The organism is Algoriphagus sp. AGSA1 (assembly GCF_021390545.1).
Taxonomy (GTDB): Bacteria; Bacteroidota; Bacteroidia; order Cytophagales; family Cyclobacteriaceae; genus Algoriphagus.
On sequence record NZ_JAJUWR010000015.1, the window covers coordinates 51,147 to 71,345 of the forward strand.

The window sequence follows — 20,199 nt, forward strand, 5'->3', positions numbered from 1 at the left end:
TAAAGTCTCTAAAGCATTGATAATCAAAGTAACATAGTGGGACAAACATACTCACTCACATTAAACTTCCCTGACTCCTTGATATCCTTAAATCCGCCCTTTACATCGATCAGATTATCATATCCTCTCGCCCTGAGTATAGAATTAAAAACCATAGAACGATAGCCTCCCGCACAATGGACGTAGTAAGTCTTGTCTTTGTCTATTTTCTGCATGCTTTCATTGATGTAATCCAGTGGTGCGTTTTCCGCTTCCTGCACATGTTCTGAAAGGTATTCAGACTCTTTTCTTACGTCCAGAATATTTATAGAGCCTTTTTTTTCTTTGATCTCGGCAAGTTCGGCAGCAGAGATGGATGTAATCTGGTCTATCTCCTTATTGGTATTGGCCCAGGCCTTAAATCCGCCCTGCAAGTATCCAATCGCATAATCATAACCTACTCGGGCCAATCTGGTCACCACTTCCTCTTCTCTTCCTTCATCTGCCACGATCAGGATCTGATGCTTCAGATCTGGGATCATAGCTCCTACCCATACCGCAAAACTACCGTCTATTCCTATATTGATGGAATTTGGCACAAAACCCTTTGCGAAATCCTGTGGTGCCCTGGTATCCAATATCAAGGCTCCTGTTTCATTAGCCGCATCTTCAAATTCTTTTGGGGACAATGGCTTGGCTCCTCTTTCCAGCACAGCATCGATGCTGTCATATCCCTCTATATTCATCATCACATTTTGAGGAAAATAGGCAGGAGGGGGAGTCAAACCTGTGATCACCTGCTTAGTGAACTCTTCCTTGGTCATCTCCTGAAGCGCATAATTGGTCTTCTTTTGATTACCAAGGGTATCAGAGGTTTCTTTGCTCATATTTTTGCCGCAGGCCGAACCTGCCCCATGTGCCGGATATACGATCAACTCATCTGGAAGCGGCATGATTTTATTTCTCAACGAATCATAAAGATGACCTGCCAGTTTCTCCTGAGTCAAATCAGCTATAACTTTTTGCGCTAAATCTGGCCTACCTACATCCCCTATAAACAATGTATCTCCTGTAAAGATGGCCTCAGGAACCCCTTCTTCGTTATACAATAAGTAACATGAGCTTTCCATTGTATGTCCAGGGGTGTGGATAAGCTTGATTTTCGCTTTCCCTATCGGAAACTCCTCCCCGTCTTGGGCGATGTGCGCCGCAAAGCCAAGCTTCATTTCCGTAGGGCCGTAAACGATCCCGGCACCTGTTTTCTCTGCCAGATCAATATGTCCTGAGACGAAATCAGCGTGGAAATGCGTTTCAAAAACGTATTTTATTTTGGCATTTCTACGCTCAGCCTTTGCTATATATGGCTGCACCTCCCTTAGCGGGTCGATTACCGCAGCCTCTCCGTCCGATTCAATATAATATGCGCCTTGGGCAAGGCATCCGGTATATATCTGTTCTATTTTCATCTGTTTATCTTTTGTTTATGAATGGTCAAACTGGCCTTCCTGCAGGTTAAGGCGATTAAGACCACCCTTACACTGTATGTGTTAATGATAATTTAATCATGTCAATTTCATATATTGATTCTTATTTTGGGCTGCTTTTCCTAAGTAGAAAACCAAATTTATGTATCCTTGGTAACTGTAGAATTTAAGCACCTCCTTCACAGGTCTTCTGCCCTTGATTTTCCACTCAAAAGTAGGGATTTAAGCGTAAGTGTTAAATGACTTTTGTCACATAGGAGTTATGCACTTTCTACTATTTTGGACTTCAATACATTGACAAGCTGATGGGTCTGCACTACGCCAGACTCCCTCCAGAGAATTTTCCCCTTTTGGAACAAAATCAATGTGGGAACTCCCCGAACCTGAAACTTACTGGCAGCCAACTGGTTTTTGTCCACATCTACCTTTACAATTTTCACTTTGCCTCCAAGCTGCTTGGAAGTATCTTCTAATATTGGCTGCATCATTTTACACGGGGCACACCAAGTTGCATGAAAATCCACCAATACGGGTTGATCCCCATCTATCAGCTCCTGAAAAGTTTTGGCTTTAGCACTCATCTTATTCCATTTGTTGTGATAACAAAAATAGAAGTCAGATCAGTTCAACACAGTGATTTTTGTCACACCACGGCAACGATCAAAAGCTTCACTGTTTTAAAATACCTAAAATCGCCCTAAATGGCATTTATTTTTTTTATTTTCGCCAGTCAAATTCCTTTTTATTAAATGCTCAATTACAAGCAAATCAACAATCTGACCGGGTGGGTCGTTTTTGCGGTAGCTACACTTGTTTACGTTCTTACTGTCGAACATACCGCCAGTTTCTGGGATCCGGGAGAGTTTATAGCTGTCGCCTACAAGCTGCAAGTGCCTCACCCTCCAGGAGCGCCCTTCTTCCTTTTGGTCTATCGTATGTTCAGTTTCTTTGCCTTTGGAGACCCGTTACAGGTGGCTTATTGGATGAATGTTGGCAGTGCAGTATTCTCGGGGTTCACAATTCTATTCCTTTTTTGGTCAATTACTCTGTTTGGCAAAAGACTTTTCAGAATCGAAGAAGGCAAGGAAGGCAAGGGGGAAACCATCACCTTGATGGGAGCCGGAATCGTAGGCTCGCTGGTATATACCTTCTCTGATAGTTTTTGGTTCTCGGCCGTTGAAGCGGAAGTTTATGCCATGTCTTCATTTTTTACGGCGATTGTGATATGGGCATTTCTGAAGTGGGATGTGATCAAAGATCCCCGAGAGGAGAATAAATGGATGATCTTCATCGCTTACTTAGTGGGGCTTTCTATCGGTGTCCACTTGCTAAACCTCGTGACCTTGCCAGCTTTGGCACTCATCTACTATTTCAAAAAGTACGAAAATCCCACGCTGAAAGGCGGCATTTTTGCCATGTTCCTTGGAGGAGTGGTTCTGATTATTATCAATAACCTAATCATCCCTGGACTTCCTAGTCTAGCGGGTTCCATGGAGATTTTCTTTGTGAACAGCATGGGGCTGCCATTTGGCTCTGGTATCGTGGTATTTATGATTTTGTTTTTCGCAGGAGTATTCTATGCCTACCGATATTCCCGTAAAAAAGGGAACGCTATCTTGAATACGGCATTGCTTTCATTTATTTTCATCTTGATAGGATATTCCAGTTATGCACTGATCGTCGTGCGTGCAAATCAGGATCCCATCATCAACGAAAATGCACCAAAAGACATCATCAGCTATGTATCTTACCTGAAGCGAGAGCAATATGGCTACAGACCCTTGCTGCACGGTCAATATTTCACGGCCAAACTTGTGGCTCAAGAAGAGGGAGCACCTGTCTATATGAAAGGCAAGGATAAATATGAAATCGTAGATTACTCATTAGTGAACACCTACGATCCCACCAAAACTACTATTCTGCCAAGAATCTATTCTACGCAGGAAAGCCATAAAAGACTGTACCGTCAAAAGCTTGGCCTGAGAGAAGGACAAGAACCCACATTTGGCGACAACCTCTACTTTATGTTTTCACATCAGTTGGGCCACATGTATTGGCGTTACTTTATGTGGAATTTTTCCGGACGTGAATCTGACTTTGGCGATGCGCCATGGATAGGAATCACGGATGTCTTTAAGGATTATCCAGATTATATCACCGAAAACAAAGGGCATAACAACTACCTGATGCTTCCACTGTTGTTGGGAATTATCGGTTTGTTCTTTCAAGCCAAGGTAGATCCAAAATCGTTCTATGTGAACCTTATGCTATTCCTGATGATGGGCGTAGTGCTGGTCCTTTACCTTAACTCCCCTCCGGTAGAACCGAGAGAGCGGGATTATATCTATGTAGGTAGCTTCTATGCATTTGCGATCTGGGCAGGCATAGGCGTTATGGCTATTGCCCATCTGATAGGAAGAGCCACCAAGAATCTGGGTACCGCGGGGATCATCGCCACGCTGATTACACTGCCCGTAGCAGGTCTGCTGGCAGGACAGAACTGGAATGACCACAACAGAAAAGGCCGATATTTCTCGGTGGATTCCGCAAGAAACTTCTTGGCCTCCTGTGCGCCAAATGCAATCCTGTTTACTGGTGGTGACAATGATACTTTCCCACTTTGGTATGTACAAGAGGTAGAGAACTTCAGGACAGATGTCAGGGTGATTGTACTGAGTTACTTTGATACTGACTGGTACGTGCAGCAAATGACCAGACCAGTAAACGAATCGGAAGCTTTACCTTTCAGTCTGGATCCCAACCGTTATCAGAAAGGCACCAACGATGTCCTGTATGTGATGGAAAGGGAGGGCATGAATGCTATTTCTGTAAAAGAGTATTTAAAACTTCTGAATTCAGGATCTGATTTATTGAAAATGGAAACTGGCGGTAAATCAGTCGCTAACATGGTTCCATCCAGAAACTTAATTTTGGAAGTGGACAGTTCAGCTGTCGCAAACAAAAATATTATACCTGAAGAATTTGCACCATTATTCTCACCACAGATGAACCTTCAGGTCTCGGGGAATTATGTCACCAAAGGCACTTTGATGCTGATTGACTTGATTACTTCAAATAATTGGGACAGACCCATTTATTTCAACAACACCTCTCTGGCTACCATAGGCATCAATATTCAGGAGCATGTGGTGATGGAAGGGCTGACCTATCGCCTGCTTCCGGTGAGAAAGCCAGACCATGTGCGTGAAGAATTGGTAAATGCAGATCTGGCCTATGAAAACTTTATGACCAAGTTTTCCTTCCGTGGAATGGACAATCCTGATGCTTACCTGGATGAAGAGTATAGGCGATTTGCATCCAACCACCGAAGTGCGCTGAACAGCGTTGTGATTGCGCTTCTTGATGAAGGAGATATGGAAAAAGCATCCACACTCCTTAACTACGGTCTGGAAGTGATGCCAAACGAAGCGATCCCTTATGATCTCTCCAGTGGTCAGTCTGTGCCACTATTCTTTGAAGTAGGAGAAGATGAAAAGGCACTGGACATCATCGACAAAGTGTCGAAAAAATCATTGGATATGATTGAATTCTACACCAAAGAAAATAGGGATTATGACAGAGAAATGATGATATCCATTGAAATGATAAAATATTTCATTCCGCTTCTGGAAGAAAGAGGCTATCAGGAAAAAGCCCAAGAGCTAAAGCTTAGGATGGAGCAATTCCTAGGCCCGCAACAAAGAGGAAGTGGCGTACTAGATAGAAGATAAAAGTAGCATATTCTTGAGAAAGGGCTCCGGACTAGTCCGGAGCCCTTTTTTTGTTTTTATTAACCGCAAAGATTCCGCAAAGGAAACGCAAAGATCAGAGCCGGTTAAGCTTGAAAAATGAATAAATGGGTAAATACATTCAAAATGATAATTTTTGATCTTTTACTGACGTTTTTCAGCATACCCTATTTAGACCACTGGGACTACATGGTTTGTTCAATATATTGCTTTATTGATAAAGCAATTTTTACCATTTTTTGATCTATTGATAAAGCATAATGGAGCAACTCACTTTTAAAAAATAAGAGTAAAAACCATTGGATTTAGTATTACCTAGAAAATATCGGCAGTCAGGAGACTTGAACAAATAACATCCGAGTGCTCCACAAAAAACTTTGCGAACTCAGCGGCAAAAAAAATCATATAAACCGCTTGACAATCCACAATATAACAGCCAGCAAAAACACCACAATCGAAATTTTATTAATCCCGTGCATCATCCGTAGATTGAAATTGGATTTCTGGTTGGGATCAGGCTTTTGGAAAACCCTCACGAAATAGTTGCCAAAATCACCCAGTTTGAAGAATTCTTTGATCTTGTTGTTTTCAGACATAGCTTCAGTTTTCTTGGTAACAGAATGAAATGGTTATTGGTTTACTTTATCGGTTAAGGTGTGACCTTGAGCGAAGCCGTAGGATCTCCTCGAAAGGTTGACTCTTAAATCAAAACCTTCGAGGTTTTGGAAACCTCAAAGGTTACCAGAAAGTCAGATCACCTCCGGCTCATTCCACATCCCATCTTCCTTGATGATTTCTATCAATTTATCCACGGCTTTTTCAGATGGAACTGATCTTTTCATGACTTCTTTGCCTTTATAAAGCGTTATTTTCCCTTTACCAGAGCCCACATAACCGTAATCTGCATCCGCCATTTCCCCTGGCCCATTCACGATACAGCCCATGATCCCGATCTTCACCCCTTTGAGGTGATCCGTTCGCTTACGGATCATGGCGGTGGTTTCCTGAAGATCAAATAGTGTACGGCCACAGGATGGGCAGGAAATATATTCGGTCTTTGACATTCGTGTCCGGGCTGCTTGTAACACACCAAACCCAACAGAATTGTGTAGTTTGATCTGCGCCAAAACTTCCTCTCGGCTATGTTCTCTTTCCTTTTCCAAAGAGATAAAGACCCCATCTCCAAGCCCATCTATCAGCAATCCTCCCACATCCGTAGCGGTATAGAGCATAGTCTCATCAGCAGACTGATCTGGATAGCTCACCTTTAAGATCACAGGTACTCTGCAATCTGCTTCCAAAAGACTAACCAAAGCCCTACGCAAAGCAGGCATAGCATGTTTATTTTCGGTCTTCAGAATAAGGACTGTATCTTTTCTCTGGGATATCAATGCTATTGCCTCAGCTATCTCCGTATCAAAAATCTCAAGGAAATTTATTTCTTCATGAAATAGCCCGGCTAAGGAGAAACTTACCAAATCAAACAGGGGAAACTTATTCGCCTTGTCCTCCACTGTTGACCATATCGCCGCATCCTGGATTTCCTTCATCCCATTAGGAAGCATAAAAGGAATAGGGTTGGTGCCGGAATACACAAAATCGCACCCCTGATCATTCATTTTCCACTTGTCGAGCTCCGGTAAATAAAAGTGGCCGACCACCTTTATTTCCTTTTCTGTAATTTTTTCAATCTTGGAAATATCCGTGATTACCCGGGGGACATTATGTCCTCCGAAATTATATACTTCCTCACTTTCCCTTTTGAAATGTTCATAGGGATTGACTGGGTAATTAGAGATAGATTTGATCGGTGCGTGATCTTGCCGATGAGTATAGCGATCAATTAACGCTTTGGCCACGGGTGCTTCAAACTCCGGGTCTTCAGTCAAGGAAACTCGCACCGTATCACCCAATCCGTCTTCCAACAAGGTACCTATCCCCACCGCAGACTTGATCCTACCGTCTTCAGCTTCCCCAGCTTCGGTCACACCCAGATGCAATGGATAAGGTTTGAAACCACCTTCATTCAGCTTTTCTACCAGAAGTCTGTAAGCCTGCACCATCACCTGCGTATTGGAGGACTTCATAGAGATCACTATATCGAAATAGTTTTCATCCTCACAAATTCTCAGAAACTCCAAAGCAGACTCTACCATTCCCAGTGGAGTGTCCCCATAGCGACTCATGATCCGGTCAGAAAGAGAGCCATGATTTGTCCCGATTCTCATCGCTGTCCCATGTTCTTTACAGATCTTTACCAAAGGTAAAAATCGCTCACGGATTCTGTCCAGTTCATCCTGGTAGGTAGCATCGGTATATTCTATTACTTCAAATTTCTTCTTGTCGGCATAATTCCCAGGGTTCACACGCACCTTTTCGACTATCCTTGCAGCTACCTCAGCGGCGTTTGGAGTAAAATGGATATCAGCTACCAGCGGAGTAGAATAGCCTCTTTTGCGAAGTCCATCTTTGATATGCTGAAGGTTTTCTGCTTCCTTGATACTTGGTGCGGTTATCCTCACCAGCTCACAACCTGCCTCTATCATCCGGATACTCTGTTCTATGGACCCCTCAGTATCCAAGGTATCTACGGTAGTCATGGATTGCACCACGATAGGATTATCTCCACCGACAATGACATCTCCGATTCTTACCGGAATAGTCTTACGCCTGGAATAACTGGTCAAGCTATCACAATATAGCTGATCTAATGATTTGATGATTGGATCCATGGGGCTTATATATCTCCTAATTGAGGTCGGATTACTATTTCTTCAACAACAGATTGGGGCGAAAGGTTATATGCGGCATATACACTCTCCGCTACATCCTCTGCTTTCATAAATCTTTCAAGAGGCAAATCAACTCCTTCCCAGCTAGAGGTGTAGGTGGCACCTGCTAGAATAGAGGTCACTTTGACATGGTGAGGCTTCAACTCCTCCCTTAGGCACTTGGTCATACCTAGCATAGCCCATTTGGAGACCGCGTATGACCCGCCATTAGGATATGCGGTAAGTCCCGCCACTGACCCTATGGCAAAAATATGGCCGGATTTCCTAATGATCATTTCCTGCGCAAATCCCCTTGTCACATAATAGGCTGAATAAAGATTTGTCTCCATCATCAGTTCAAAATTGCCTTCCGGTTCATTGTGTATCGCTCCTGGCAAAAACACTCCCGTATTATTCACCAAAACATCCGGAACCGTATATGATTTCACCTTCTCTATAAAACCTAAAACTTCTGTTTTTTTTGAGAGGTCAGCAGGTATGGCCACTACCTTGATGTCTGGATATTGCTCTTCCAGATGAAGCTTAAGATCATCCAGATCAGCTTGGTTTCTCGCACAGGTATATACATCAAAGCCTTCTTGGGCAAATCGCTCTATGACCGCCTTACCTATACCTTTAGTGCCTCCAGTGACAAGGATGCTTTTACTCATTTGGTTAGTGTTTTAATAGTTAGTATGACAACTATCCAGTTGATGCAAAGTTACATTTTTTTATCAAAACAGTGCCGAAACTTGCATTCTCCCTACATGAACAATTCTGTCCAATCCCTGAGAATTTCTTCCTTCATACACCAGATTGAGTTGTAATCCCTCTCCTATTTTCTGCAGCCAATTTACATTCCAGGTCACATTAGTCCCCGGGGTAAGCGCCTGCAGCATCTCGTACCCTACAGGCGAATTGGCCACCCCGTTGTAATTAATTTGGATTAGCTTGAGATTTCCGGTTAGTGTGGTTTTTACAGCTCGCGCAAATCGAAGATCTACTCCCGTTTGATGTAATCTGGCTTTTTCGTTAAACTCCACATTGTTAGCATTCACTTTTCCGGTAAAAAAATAAGATCCGGTAGCGCGAAAAAAAGGAGTTGGTTGCCAGGAAAACTCCGGCCCGATCTGTTGTTGGATAATCGAATAATTTCTGTTGTCCAAAAAGTCAGATCCCGAATATCTTTTACCATTTCCCGCTAAAACCCTCAGGGTAGTTTGTCCTCCAAAATTAATCCTTGTATTCAATTTCCAGTCTTTTTGGATCATGTCCTCAAATCCTCCAGATAGTAATTGCTTAAACTGAGAATCAAAAAAAGATAAGTCAAACCCATACTTGGCAGAAGCCCTGTTGAAGAAAAAACTCGAACGTATTACTTGACGAAGAGATAGAATATCCTCCCTGTTAACTCCGGACACGAAAGGAACCACACGATCTCTAAATTGGTCTGAGGTCACTTTTTTCTCCACACTCAGACTCGTTGTATTGGAGAATTTATGAAGAAAGGCTTTTAGTCCCCCGGATTCTTTCCACAAATCAGGAAATTTTGCCTGAAATCTATAGTTTAAAATACTTGTATAAGCCTGGATATAAGTGTCTGTTGGCACGAAAATCTTGATGTATTGCTTCTCCTCAGGATTGATCGCTAGGTAAAACTCATTCAACTGTTGTACGCCATCACCATTGTCATCTCTCCAAGTATGTGTACCGTCTCCATTAGGCGCTGGCAAAAAAACAAATTCCCGCTGCAATTCACGGCCATTTCCGATTGCATAAGATATTTCGTTTCGAATTAGGTTTTTGCCCAAACTACCCTGATAATCCAGCTTGCCCATCACGGTAAGTTCGGAATCCAAATCGCGCTGTACATACTCCAACTCCCGGTAGGTAAAGGTACTGCTAAGACTATGCTGACTCCACTGTTTCCTAAAGGTGAAATTCCCGGTAAAAGCCTGTGTATCATTCAGTAGCTGTCCGGTAAAAGGTGCTTTGTCCTCCCTCCAGGCAGCATCAGCCCTAAATGAATAACTTAACGAATCATTGCTACGCAGGTAAACCAAATGCTGGGTAAAGTTCATCGCCGTGCTTATTACAGAATCGGTTTCGGTATTTCGCAATGCGTTTTGATCCAATGAAAACTGATAGCCAGGCACAACTATATTTGAATTGTAACTCACATCACCTAGATATCTCATCCAATCGGATTGTAAAGAATCCTGATCTGACTTCAACCTAAAGAGCTCCTGCCGAATCCTTAGCCTCTTCGCCATCTCCACATTCCAATTGAGAGTATGCTGCATCCCGTTCAGAACATTTGCCCGGTTTCGCAGGTAAAAAAGGTAATCAAAGTTATTAAATGCATCTTTTTCAAAAGTGATCCCCGCTCTAAAAAACTGCTCTGAAGCGGCATAGTTTAAAGCTTCCGGGTTCAGTCCCCAATCCCGGTCAAATTCTATGTAGCGAAATCGGTCGATAAAATTGAAGTTGGCGGAATTGTATTCGTATTCGGTCTGCCCTTTCATCGTGTACCCCTTAAAAAGTGTGGATTCTCTTCCTTCACTTTGCAAGCCAACTTTCACGCCTAACCCCTGATTGTCTTCATCATCAAGCTCGGAAAACAGGTTTTGGTCAGTAGAAGAAAGTGCAAATTCTGTATATACTTTCTCATGCTCATTCAAGCGAATCTTAGTCCCAGCAGTCATCATGCGCTTACTGTCAGGCAGAGGCAATTGTGATAAAATGGAATATTCACCTTGAGGCCGACCATTCAGTCTAGGCACATATTCATATACAGTCCCATTTGTAAGCTGTGAAGATCTACGGTAATCCCCTAATCCTTGACCTACTTGGGAAAAATTCAAATCAAAGTGTGCTTTCTGCGGATCAGTGGAGTAAGCATAGTAGGTAAGGGGATTACCCAAATCGTCTGTTTCCTCGATTTTCTCATATAAAATCCGATTCAGGTCAAAAGCCACACTATCTATTCTGGGAATCCTTGCCAACTCAGCACTATCCCCTACCGATGCCAATAAAGCCAGATCTTCTTGTGAAAATTCAGTAAATAAAGGACGGTTACGGTTATCCTTTTCCTGATAGTAATTCATATACACATCTACTTTCCCGTTGGTTTGGGTGTGGTTTGCCCCGATGATGGATCTGGAATAATTTCTTTCTGCGTATTCAAAATCCACCCGGACACGGGAATATTGTGTAATTAGCACCTTTGGGGTGAAAGTGATCTCAGCTTGGTTATAATCGATCACATAATCTTCATTAAAGCCTCTTTTAAGTAGCTTCCCATCCAAAAACACCCGCTCAGAATTTGCCATGATAATCACATATCGCTCATTGTTGGGGCCATTCACACGGTAAGGGCCGAGTACACCCTCCAATATTGGCAACTGAATGGAAGCGAATTTCCCCTTTGCAATAGATGCAAAAGCTTGAGAACTTGCTGTCCAGTTTTTGTTCAATTTGTAATTGGATGTGAACTGCAGTCCTTGCACGTTCTTGTAGTAGCGAAGAAACTCTGACTCCCTTTGTTGCAGAACCACGTCTCCGGCAGCCAGACTGAAATCATCGTTGTACAACTCGATAAGCACATTGTCAAAATCCTGAATCTGCTGGGTATTTCCTTCAGGTTGGAATGGGACATTTTGGTCGGTAATACTTGCCCGGATTTTAAGATTGTCGGAAATATCTCCTTCCATCTGTAGGTTCAATGCAGAATTCACAAAAACATTTTGTGTATTCCCAAAGGAAATGCCCCTTGTGAGGCTACCCGATTTGTAAAGGCTGGTGGAAGGAAAAAGTTCTTCCCTAAAGTCAAAAGCCGGTAATTCAGCCGTTCTATCATCCTTAAACCTCGCTGAAGAGTCATAATCAGTGATCAACCTTCTTCTTGAGATAGGCTGATCAAACCGGACTGCAAATGTACTATAGCACAACAATAGAGAATCCGGCTTGGCAGCATTGTCAAAAATTGCCTGAAGTTCATTGGTTGACAGATCGTACAAAAAACCATATTCCCTCCCTGTTTGGTCAGAAATCGTTATGGTTTCTTCAAGCAACGAAAGAGAATCTGGAACTATCTTACTACTTAGCAATTCGGATTGTACCCATCGACATTTTTCCTGGGCTTTCACCGCCGTAAAGCCAAAAAACAAAACACAGAAAAACAGCCAAATGCGCATACTCACTTCGAAATGCCTCTTGATTTGAAGGTACTAAAAGATGGCTTATCCTGCCAATGGGAAGGTGAGGTAGAACGTGGTTCCTTTTCCTATTTCGGTCTCAAACCATATTTTGCCGCCGGCTGTTTCCACCCCACTTTTTGCGATGGCCAATCCCAGGCCTGAACCAGTAGATTTGGTGGAAAAATTAGGTATGAAGATTTTTTCTTTGAGATCCTCAGAGATCCCCTTTCCATTATCCGCGATTTCGAGAAAGACCGCCTGATCAGTCATCCATAGCCATATTTTTATCACCGGCTTCACTCCAGTCTCCACCGCCTGGATCCCGTTGATGATCAAGTTAGAAATCACACGCCCAAACAATTTATCATCTCCCATAATAGGGATATCCTGTGTAAAGGAATCATCTTGAAAGACCAGCTCCACCTGAGGATCACCTCTAAAGAGTTCCAAAACTTTGTTCAAAACAGATTTGAAATTCATCAGCTCATTACTAGGAAGAGGCATTTTTGCAAATGTGGAGAAAGAAGAAGCTATGCCACTAAGTGCGTCCACCTGATGGATCAAGGTCTCCAGTGATCTTTTAAGCTTATCCGCATCATCTAATCTACCAGCATCTTGCAGCCGTATCAGATGTTGGAGCGTGAGCTTCATTGGAGTGAGCGGGTTTTTGATTTCATGCGCCACCTGCTTGGCCATTTCCCTCCAAGCAGATTCTTTTTCTGTAGAGGCAAGGACTTTCCTCGAGTTTTCCAGCTTAAACAACATGTTGTTGTATTCATTGACAAGCAAGCCTATCTCATCTTTAGAGCCCCAGTACATTGGCTCATTGCTCTCCAGATTTGTAGCCTTCAACTTCTGTGTCAACAACTTAAAAGGAAACGTGAGATTTGTGGAAACGATATAGGATATAAATAAGAAGAGGATAAAAATGACCACAAAGGTATTGAAGATATTCCCTAATACATCTGCGATTAAAACATTCAATTCTGCTTCAGACTCAAAAAAAGGAACCGAAAGAATGCCCAAATTCCCCTGGTCAAGTGTACTGGGAATTGCCAAATAAACAGCCTTATATCTTAGTCTGCCTATTTGCTCCTCAGCCAGGTAGTGATTTTGCCCCATTTCCTGAATCTCTGCTATAGCCTTTGGATTGATCAGCGGGGCAAGGATTTTCTTATCAAATATATTAGGACGGTTAGTGGATTCAAGTTTCCCATCCACATTGTAAACATGTATATCACTTGCCGTAGTATTTGCTAGTCCGCTGACCTCTTCATTTAGCAGGTCCCCATCTACTTGCCGCAGATTCTGATTGTTGAGAAAGCTCCCCAAATTTCCTCTGATCAGAGCAGCCCTTTGGATATATTGTCGGTCAAGATTATCCCGATAGCCATTTGCCAATAGTCCAATGGTTATAACACTGATTATTATGATTGGAAAAAAGAATGCGAAATTCAGGTAAAGTTGAAGCTTGGTGGAATAGTTGAACTCAAACTTTTTGACTCCCGTGACCAGTGTATTTACCAGAATAGTAAGGAAGGTCATGATCACAAATAGCACGAAAAGCAGAGAGATATTCCCAAAAAAATGAGCCAGAGAGATATTTCTAGACGACACTACGATTAATTCCTCACCGTTCTTTATCCCAAAATGATGATAACCTCCCTGGTGTACCCCATCTATCAACAGTCCTTTACGGGACAGTACTTTTTCAAAACCTCTACTGAGATAATTATACGTACCTGAATTTCTGATAAAATCCTCTCCCTTAAATATTGCGTAATCATATAGCACTGGATCCAGTTTATCATTGTACCTTTTATCCAACAACAATTTCGGATAGACGCTGGTAGGCTGTATCCTTAACTGGCGTAACTCCAAAAAAATGGTGCCCAACAAGCTGTTTTCCTTATACACCGGCACAAATGCGATAAACCGGTTACCGGTGTTGGACTCTTTGCCCCGGATAAAATATAGATCCTTTATACTAGTAGCATAATCACTCTTGATATATTCTTGCTGAATGATTTGAAGATTCGCAGAACTTGAGGGTCCTAATAATTGCTGTCCCGAAGAGGAAAAAATCCTCACCTGAACATCAAATTGGTCAAAATAATTGTCCAAATATATTCTTCTGATTTTGGTAACAATGGGATCTTTTGAAAATAAAGGATCTGCAATCCGGTTTTGAATAAAAAGATCATTTTTGATGCGTGCAAAAATCTCACCCAAGAAGAACTCTGTCATCACATCACTCTCAATTAAATTTTGATTGGCAAAACGGACTTTGGATTGTAGCAATTCGCTTTTTTCTGCTTGGAAAGTACTTATTCCAGATATAATTGCGGTTATTAAACAAGCGAAGAAAAAGGTAAGAAAGGTATCCAATCCTAACTTAAACGCATTTTTGAAAAGCTCAAGACGGATGATTGTGGCCATAAAAAACAAGTGGATAAACCACACCACTCCTGCCCACACTGAGAAAAAGAGTAAGGTCAACCCAATGGGAAGCCCCAAAAACAACAACCATTGGTAATATTCTTTTTTAACAGGATTTACTTGCAGCAGTAGGCTAAACAAGGTAAGGGTGATCAAAACGTACATTGCCCCCCATAAGAAAAGCATGAAAAAACTCAACCCCTTAAACCAATCAAAAGATGGTACAGAACTGATATCCAGTGCCCATTGGGAATTGAGCATCAAATCCCTTGGTAATGACCAAACTAAATACAAGCCTATCGAGCTTATCAGCAATGAAATAACAAAGAATATCTGAAACTCTTTTTTTGTATTAAGAGCCCTTATTTTCTCGTGCATAGCTCTGGAGGCAAGTTGAAAAATCACCATACCCAAAACCAATACTGCACAAAAGGTATTTAAAAGCAGATCTCCCAGACTGGGATTGAACCATGAGGAAGCATAATTCACGGAATCAAATAGAGATGTTCTGAGATAGTTTGCAGGAAAATCCAGCAAAACCATGATCAACCTAAAAGCACTTAATACAAGAATAGTATAGCCTATTGCCTCCCATCTCCGCCCCGACTTCCACTTGGTCAAGACAAAGTCTGAACTCAGAAGGAAGTACAACAGAAATATCGAAGTGAAGAAAATCAAGACCGCAGGATTCACAACTCTTCCTGATGGGCTGTACCCAAACTGAAAATTCACTCCAAAAAGAGGGATTCCAGCTGGATTTTTAACGATCAAAGGTGCTTCTTCCGGATTGGCAAAGATTTCAAAACGGTCATTGCCAAAAAAATCAGGGTTTGAACCCGTGATCAGGTAGTTGTTTTCAATATTGCCTGGAACAATCAGACGGAGTACATGGAGTAAGATATATTCAACCCCTTGCCTTTTCACATTTCGGGTTTTAAGCAACAATGTGCCATAGGGGTCTTCCAGGAGTTGATATTCCTTGGAAAGATCTACTTGCGAAAAATCCAGTGTAAGTGTAAAATCCGACCAATACAACAGTTCCTTATTCGAACTTAAAATGAAAAATGGATGTCTGTGAGACTGAGAACTCAACTGACTAAAGCTCAATGTATCTGTGAGCTTTGCATCCATCAAAATTTGTATAAAATCCTCATCAAATTCCTGATCGACTTCCTGTACCCTATCCTCCAATGCCTGCAAATAGACCTCCTGATCGCTTTTTTGGAAGAAAAAGAAATTCAAGACGATAACAGCAAGAAGAGAGAAAACACTGATCAAAATGATCAGACGACGGGAATCATGCTTCATTTAGATGTAAAATAAAAAAAGCAAAGTCCCTTATCAAACTTTGCCCTTCTATTCGTTCAATGCATTGCGATATTGGCCTTCCTTTTTTTTGCATTTCTGTACCAGAAAAAGCCTAGGACCATGGCTATAAGATAGGGCATCGCAAACAAGTACAAAATCCCCATGTTCAGCCCAGCCCCAATACTTGTCTCTCCGTTGCTCACATTGTTCTCTACTGAGGCACGGCACATGGCACACTGCGCAAAACTTGCTGAATGCATCAGGAATGCCAATAAAGTAAAGATTCCTGTTTTGAATACTTTCTTCATAGTATCTCCTACGATTGTAGCTAATGTATGTTATTAATGAATGTAATAAGGACTGATCATCAAGTAAACGATCACACCGGTGACTGTCACATATAGCCAGATAGGATATGCAAATCTAACCACTTTTCTGTGTTTAACCAGCTGATCTGTATAGCCATAATAATAGGCAAATAGAATAGGGAAAAGAGCCACGGCAGCCAAAACTATATGCGTCAATAAAAGGAAGTAATAAAGCCCGCGGATCGCCCCTTCTCCACCAAAAGTGGTACTCTCAGCCGCAGCATGATAAATCACATAAGAGACTAAGAATATTGCGCCCAGCCCAAATGCAATTGACATGGATGCCCTGTGATAGGGAATATTGCCTCTTTTGATAAAAAACAATCCGGCAATCAACGCTATTGTAGCCGCTGTATTGATTACCGCATTCAGATGGGGAAGGAAATACACCCAGTTGGTACCCAAATCAAGCTTGGAGGGCATAAATAGTAGTATTGCCACGGCAACAGGGATCACAACTGAGATGGCAATAATCCATCCCTTTACTTTGCCCTCATTTCGCAACAAATTATTATCACTTACCTGCATGTAATAGTACTTTAGTTTCCAACATTAATAAATCCACATCTTCCCTCGATGTGCCACTATAATATCCCCTGATCCGTCCTAACTCATCTATCAATATAAACTTATCACTATGGACGAAATCATCAGGGATCCCCAATCCATCTTCCGCGGGGATCAAGAAACCACACTGCGCCAGCTCATAGGTTTCCTGAACCCCTCCTGTAAGGAAATCCCACTTTCCTGACTCTGCTTTATGTTTGTCAGCATATTCTTTCAAAACCTCAGGGCTGTCATAGCTTGGGTCAATACTGATAGAAAAAATACGGACTCTTTCTTCATTACGGAACATATCATTCACCCTCTCCATTTCGGAAGACATCTTCGGACAAATACTTGGACAGGACGTGAAGAAAAAATCAACGATTGTGAGTTTTCCTTCCATTTCAGCTCTACCTACCTGATTGCCATCCTGGTTGGTAAACGCAAATTCAGGAATGTAATGTTGCGAGGTATCCGCGACTGGACACTCCAAGAATGGATTGTCAACTCCATTTTCGTAATAGACAGGGATATCGTAGGTATTTGTTCCAAAGCCCTTTAAGAACAGGAAAATCAGAATCGGGACTAGCAGGATGCATACCAATACCATCCCCTGCAATAATCTCAAACTTCTCATACTAGTGGTTTAACAAAAAAGAAGGTCAAAGTGACTCACTTCAACCTTCCTTTTATATACATTTTTAGAAATTCTGATTAGAACCACCGAAGGGCGAAAATATCCGAACCTTCCCTTACAAGTACTATGATCAGCCAGAATAGGAAGACTATCGGTACCAGGATGGAATAGATCAATGGTTTTACCTCGTCCCCAAGGTGCATGAACTCCATCATGATGTATTTTGCTTTCCATACAGTCAAAGCCATGAACAACACATACAGCAATATCCCTCTCGGCATAGTAAACGCCATAGCAAATTCCGCTGCGGTGATCAACAGCAAAATAAGGGCTGTCTTCCAGATTTTCTTGATCTTAACGTTATTTCTAGGAACAACGTTAAGTGTTGATTTGTTTTCTTGAATATCCATAATAAGAATAGTTATAGCTTAGATAAGATAGAAAAGAGTAAATACAAAGACCCAAACAAGGTCAACAAAGTGCCAGTACAAACCGACTTTTTCTACCATCTCGTAATGACCTCGTCTGTCATACACCCCAACTGCTGCCTGATAAAACACCATGAATAGAAGTATCACACCTATAGTAACGTGAAAACCATGGAAACCGGTGATAAAGAAGAAAAGGTTTGCAAAAGAAGCTGGCCCATATTCGTTCACTAGCAGATTCGCCCCGTGTACAGTTTCTGTTACATTCTGGCTGAGGTTATTGATATAAGTTAATACAACGCCAGTATCAGAACCATGGATGAAGTGATTCCATTCCCAAGCCTGACAGCTCAAGAAGGTAATGCCTCCCAAAAGTGTCCACAGCATCCATTTTACAACATCATCTCTATCATTTCTATGACCCGCTTCCACAGCTAACACCATAGTCACAGAGCTGGCGATCAAAATGAAAGTCATAATCCCAACAAATATCAATGGGAAATGACCACCATGTACAAAAGGTATAGCGTCAAATACTAATTCTGGGACAGGCCAATATTCATTGGAGCCTACAAAATCATTGGCAGGCCCGGCATAAGCAGGATAACTGACACGGATTGCAATATAGGTAATCAAAAAAGCGGCAAAAGTAAAGATATCCGAAAGAAGGAAGAACCACATCATTAGTTTTCCATAACTGGCTTTGAGAGGTTCATTACCACCTCCCCAAACGCCTCTTTTCGGGCTTACTCCTATAGCAGTAGAATGCGCAGACATAAGATATTGATTTGTACTTGGTTTATTTTAATGATTCAAAAGCAAAAACATAAACAGATATAACCACAGAGCGGCTAGAAAATGCCAGAATGTAGTAGCCATTTCAAGTGTGTCCATAGACTTGGAATGCACTTTATATTTATAGGTCGAAATTAATACAATAATCAGAAATATCACACCGCTGATTAAGTGAACGGCATGCAATCCGGTAAACACATAGAGAAATGACCCGGATGGATTGCCAACGAAAAAAACATTCGCATCCACCAATGCCACCCAACTGTACCACTGACCGATCAGAAACGCTATTCCAAGCAATACTGCCAGCCCCAATCCAATTCTAAGTCCAGCCATATTATCTTTTTTCGCGGATAGGTAGGCAAATTGAAGAAAGACACTGCTTAAAATCACTATTCCAGAGGTGTACCAGAAGATGGTCGGCAATTCATATTCCAGCCAATTACCCTCTGATTGACGCACGATATAAGCACTTGTAAGTGCAGCAAATATCATCACAATGGTCACCAGAAACAGCCATAATGCAAACTTCTTAGGATGCATAGCTATTGGCTGCTCTACCATATCGACATATTTAAGTTCCTTTTCCATAGTTAGGGTAGTTTATCCAATAAGTAAGCAATCTGTACTATAGGTAAATACAAAAAGGAACCAAACATTATTCTCATTGCGGATTTTCGGGAACAGTCCTTCATTAAAGAGAAAGTCTGCGCCAAAAATAATACACCACATACAGTGGCTACTATCCCTGAAGTCATCCCAGTAAGACCAAAATAGGTCGGAAGCAAGCCCAACGGCAATAAAAACAAAGTATAAATCATGATTTGGATAGCAGTATTCAAATCCTTCCCCCCCCCACTTGGAAGCAATTTAAATCCAGCAGCCTTGTAGTCTTCGTCACCAACCCAGGCAATAGCCCAGAAATGGGGGAACTGCCAGATAAACTGTATCCCGAAAATAATCAGGGCCTCATGGGAGATAGCGCCAGTGGCTGCTGTCCAACCTAATAGAGGTGGGAGAGCTCCTGGAATAGCACCAACAAATACAGCTATAGGGCCTACACGCTTTAAGGGAGTATAAACGAATACATAAAGGATCATGCTCAACATCCCCAGGCAAGTGGTAAGGGGATTGGTAAAAAACCAAAGTAACGCAACACCAATTAAGGCTACTAGAGAGGTAAACCAAAGAGCCTCTTGAAGGGAAATGAGTTTTAGGGGAAGTGGACGGTTCTGGGTCCGCTTCATCAGCTTGTCCAGATCACGCTCCAATATCTCATTTGCTGCACAGGATGCTCCACTGATCAAGAATCCTCCCAGTGCTAGTCCAATAAAACCCGACCACCCAAAACTTATGCCTCGGTCACCAAGTATATAACCAAAAACCGCCGAAAATGTAACTAAAGCTGACAGCCTAAGTTTAATCAAATCAGCATAAGCTTTGATTTTGTTTATTAATGAACTACTAAAATGGTCAGTTACTTCAACTGTCCTCAT

15 protein-coding genes are annotated in these 20,199 nt (G+C 41.9%); 1 reads left to right on the plus strand and 14 read right to left on the minus strand.

Annotation, left to right across the window (positions count from 1 at the left end; genetic code table 11):
• Window positions 1–23: 23 nt before the first annotated feature.
• Window positions 24–1,445 (minus strand): rhodanese-like domain-containing protein, encoded by a 1,422-nt coding sequence (locus LZF95_RS13345; protein ID WP_233755577.1) that lies wholly within the window; start codon window positions 1,443–1,445, stop codon window positions 24–26.
• A gap of 278 nt (window positions 1,446–1,723) precedes the next feature.
• Entirely contained in the window at window positions 1,724–2,044 is a 321-nt protein-coding gene (gene trxA / locus LZF95_RS13350) for a thioredoxin (protein ID WP_233755578.1), read from the minus strand.
• A 168-nt stretch (window positions 2,045–2,212) separates the two neighbouring features.
• Here trxA and LZF95_RS13355 point away from each other — a divergent pair, with 168 nt between their 5' ends.
• Window positions 2,213–5,194: a DUF2723 domain-containing protein gene (locus LZF95_RS13355; protein WP_233755579.1), complete on the plus strand. Its 2,982-nt coding sequence runs from the start codon at window positions 2,213–2,215 to the stop codon at window positions 5,192–5,194.
• A 419-nt stretch (window positions 5,195–5,613) separates the two neighbouring features.
• Here LZF95_RS13355 and LZF95_RS13360 read toward each other — a convergent pair whose 3' ends face one another.
• The 12 genes from LZF95_RS13360 to cyoE all read right to left on the minus strand — a co-directional run bounded on the left by LZF95_RS13360 (window position 5,614) and on the right by cyoE (window position 20,199).
• Window positions 5,614–5,808, minus strand: coding sequence for a DUF6728 family protein (locus LZF95_RS13360; protein WP_233755580.1), 195 nt, complete (start codon window positions 5,806–5,808; stop codon window positions 5,614–5,616).
• A 153-nt stretch (window positions 5,809–5,961) separates the two neighbouring features.
• Window positions 5,962–7,944 (minus strand): (E)-4-hydroxy-3-methylbut-2-enyl-diphosphate synthase, encoded by a 1,983-nt coding sequence (gene ispG, locus LZF95_RS13365; protein ID WP_233755581.1) that lies wholly within the window; start codon window positions 7,942–7,944, stop codon window positions 5,962–5,964.
• 5 nt (window positions 7,945–7,949) lie between these two features.
• Window positions 7,950–8,654 (minus strand): SDR family oxidoreductase, encoded by a 705-nt coding sequence (locus tag LZF95_RS13370; protein WP_233755582.1) that lies wholly within the window; start codon window positions 8,652–8,654, stop codon window positions 7,950–7,952.
• Window positions 8,655–8,717: 63 nt separating this feature from the next.
• On the minus strand, window positions 8,718–12,179 hold the full coding sequence (locus LZF95_RS13375; RefSeq protein ID WP_233755680.1) for a hypothetical protein: 3,462 nt from the start codon (window positions 12,177–12,179) through the stop codon (window positions 8,718–8,720).
• A 45-nt stretch (window positions 12,180–12,224) separates the two neighbouring features.
• On the minus strand, window positions 12,225–15,929 hold the full coding sequence (locus LZF95_RS13380; protein WP_233755583.1) for a HAMP domain-containing sensor histidine kinase: 3,705 nt from the start codon (window positions 15,927–15,929) through the stop codon (window positions 12,225–12,227).
• Between the two features lie 56 nt (window positions 15,930–15,985).
• Window positions 15,986–16,237 carry a hypothetical protein gene (locus LZF95_RS13385; protein ID WP_233755584.1) on the minus strand — a complete coding sequence of 84 codons (252 nt, stop codon included), beginning with the start codon at window positions 16,235–16,237 and terminating at the stop codon, window positions 15,986–15,988.
• 33 nt (window positions 16,238–16,270) lie between these two features.
• Window positions 16,271–16,825, minus strand: coding sequence for a DUF420 domain-containing protein (locus LZF95_RS13390; RefSeq protein ID WP_233755585.1), 555 nt, complete (start codon window positions 16,823–16,825; stop codon window positions 16,271–16,273).
• Window positions 16,812–17,480, minus strand: a complete 669-nt coding sequence (locus LZF95_RS13395; protein WP_233755586.1) for an SCO family protein — start codon at window positions 17,478–17,480, stop codon at window positions 16,812–16,814. The genes LZF95_RS13390 and LZF95_RS13395 overlap by 14 nt, the downstream gene beginning before the upstream one ends.
• A gap of 77 nt (window positions 17,481–17,557) precedes the next feature.
• On the minus strand, window positions 17,558–17,890 hold the full coding sequence (locus tag LZF95_RS13400) for a cytochrome C oxidase subunit IV family protein (protein WP_233755587.1): 333 nt from the start codon (window positions 17,888–17,890) through the stop codon (window positions 17,558–17,560).
• A gap of 18 nt (window positions 17,891–17,908) precedes the next feature.
• Complete coding sequence (locus tag LZF95_RS13405; protein WP_233755588.1) at window positions 17,909–18,685, minus strand: cytochrome c oxidase subunit 3; 777 nt, start codon at window positions 18,683–18,685, stop codon at window positions 17,909–17,911.
• Between the two features lie 27 nt (window positions 18,686–18,712).
• Window positions 18,713–19,294 carry a cytochrome c oxidase subunit 3 gene (locus LZF95_RS13410; RefSeq protein ID WP_233755589.1) on the minus strand — a complete coding sequence of 194 codons (582 nt, stop codon included), beginning with the start codon at window positions 19,292–19,294 and terminating at the stop codon, window positions 18,713–18,715.
• A gap of 2 nt (window positions 19,295–19,296) precedes the next feature.
• Window positions 19,297–20,199 (minus strand): heme o synthase, encoded by a 903-nt coding sequence (gene cyoE / locus LZF95_RS13415; RefSeq protein ID WP_233755590.1) that lies wholly within the window; start codon window positions 20,197–20,199, stop codon window positions 19,297–19,299.

Excerpts from the sequence above, each read along its gene's own strand:
- LZF95_RS13395 (WP_233755586.1), bottom strand. The coding sequence starts at position 17,480 with ATGAGAAGTTTGAGATTATTGCAGGGGATGGTATTGGTATGCATCCTG.
- LZF95_RS13355 (WP_233755579.1), top strand. The coding sequence starts at position 2,213 with ATGCTCAATTACAAGCAAATCAACAATCTGACCGGGTGGGTCGTTTTT.
- ispG (WP_233755581.1), bottom strand. The coding sequence starts at position 7,944 with ATGGATCCAATCATCAAATCATTAGATCAGCTATATTGTGATAGCTTG.
- LZF95_RS13400 (WP_233755587.1), bottom strand. The coding sequence starts at position 17,890 with ATGGATATTCAAGAAAACAAATCAACACTTAACGTTGTTCCTAGAAAT.
- LZF95_RS13345 (WP_233755577.1), bottom strand. The coding sequence starts at position 1,445 with ATGAAAATAGAACAGATATATACCGGATGCCTTGCCCAAGGCGCATAT.
- trxA (WP_233755578.1), bottom strand. The coding sequence starts at position 2,044 with ATGAGTGCTAAAGCCAAAACTTTTCAGGAGCTGATAGATGGGGATCAA.
- LZF95_RS13370 (WP_233755582.1), bottom strand. The coding sequence starts at position 8,654 with ATGAGTAAAAGCATCCTTGTCACTGGAGGCACTAAAGGTATAGGTAAG.
- LZF95_RS13410 (WP_233755589.1), bottom strand. The coding sequence starts at position 19,294 with ATGGAAAAGGAACTTAAATATGTCGATATGGTAGAGCAGCCAATAGCT.
- cyoE (WP_233755590.1), bottom strand. The coding sequence starts at position 20,199 with ATGAGGACAGTTGAAGTAACTGACCATTTTAGTAGTTCATTAATAAAC.
- LZF95_RS13380 (WP_233755583.1), bottom strand. The coding sequence starts at position 15,929 with ATGAAGCATGATTCCCGTCGTCTGATCATTTTGATCAGTGTTTTCTCT.
- LZF95_RS13375 (WP_233755680.1), bottom strand. The coding sequence starts at position 12,179 with ATGCGCATTTGGCTGTTTTTCTGTGTTTTGTTTTTTGGCTTTACGGCG.
- LZF95_RS13385 (WP_233755584.1), bottom strand. The coding sequence starts at position 16,237 with ATGAAGAAAGTATTCAAAACAGGAATCTTTACTTTATTGGCATTCCTG.
- LZF95_RS13405 (WP_233755588.1), bottom strand. The coding sequence starts at position 18,685 with ATGTCTGCGCATTCTACTGCTATAGGAGTAAGCCCGAAAAGAGGCGTT.
- LZF95_RS13390 (WP_233755585.1), bottom strand. The coding sequence starts at position 16,825 with ATGCAGGTAAGTGATAATAATTTGTTGCGAAATGAGGGCAAAGTAAAG.
- LZF95_RS13360 (WP_233755580.1), bottom strand. The coding sequence starts at position 5,808 with ATGTCTGAAAACAACAAGATCAAAGAATTCTTCAAACTGGGTGATTTT.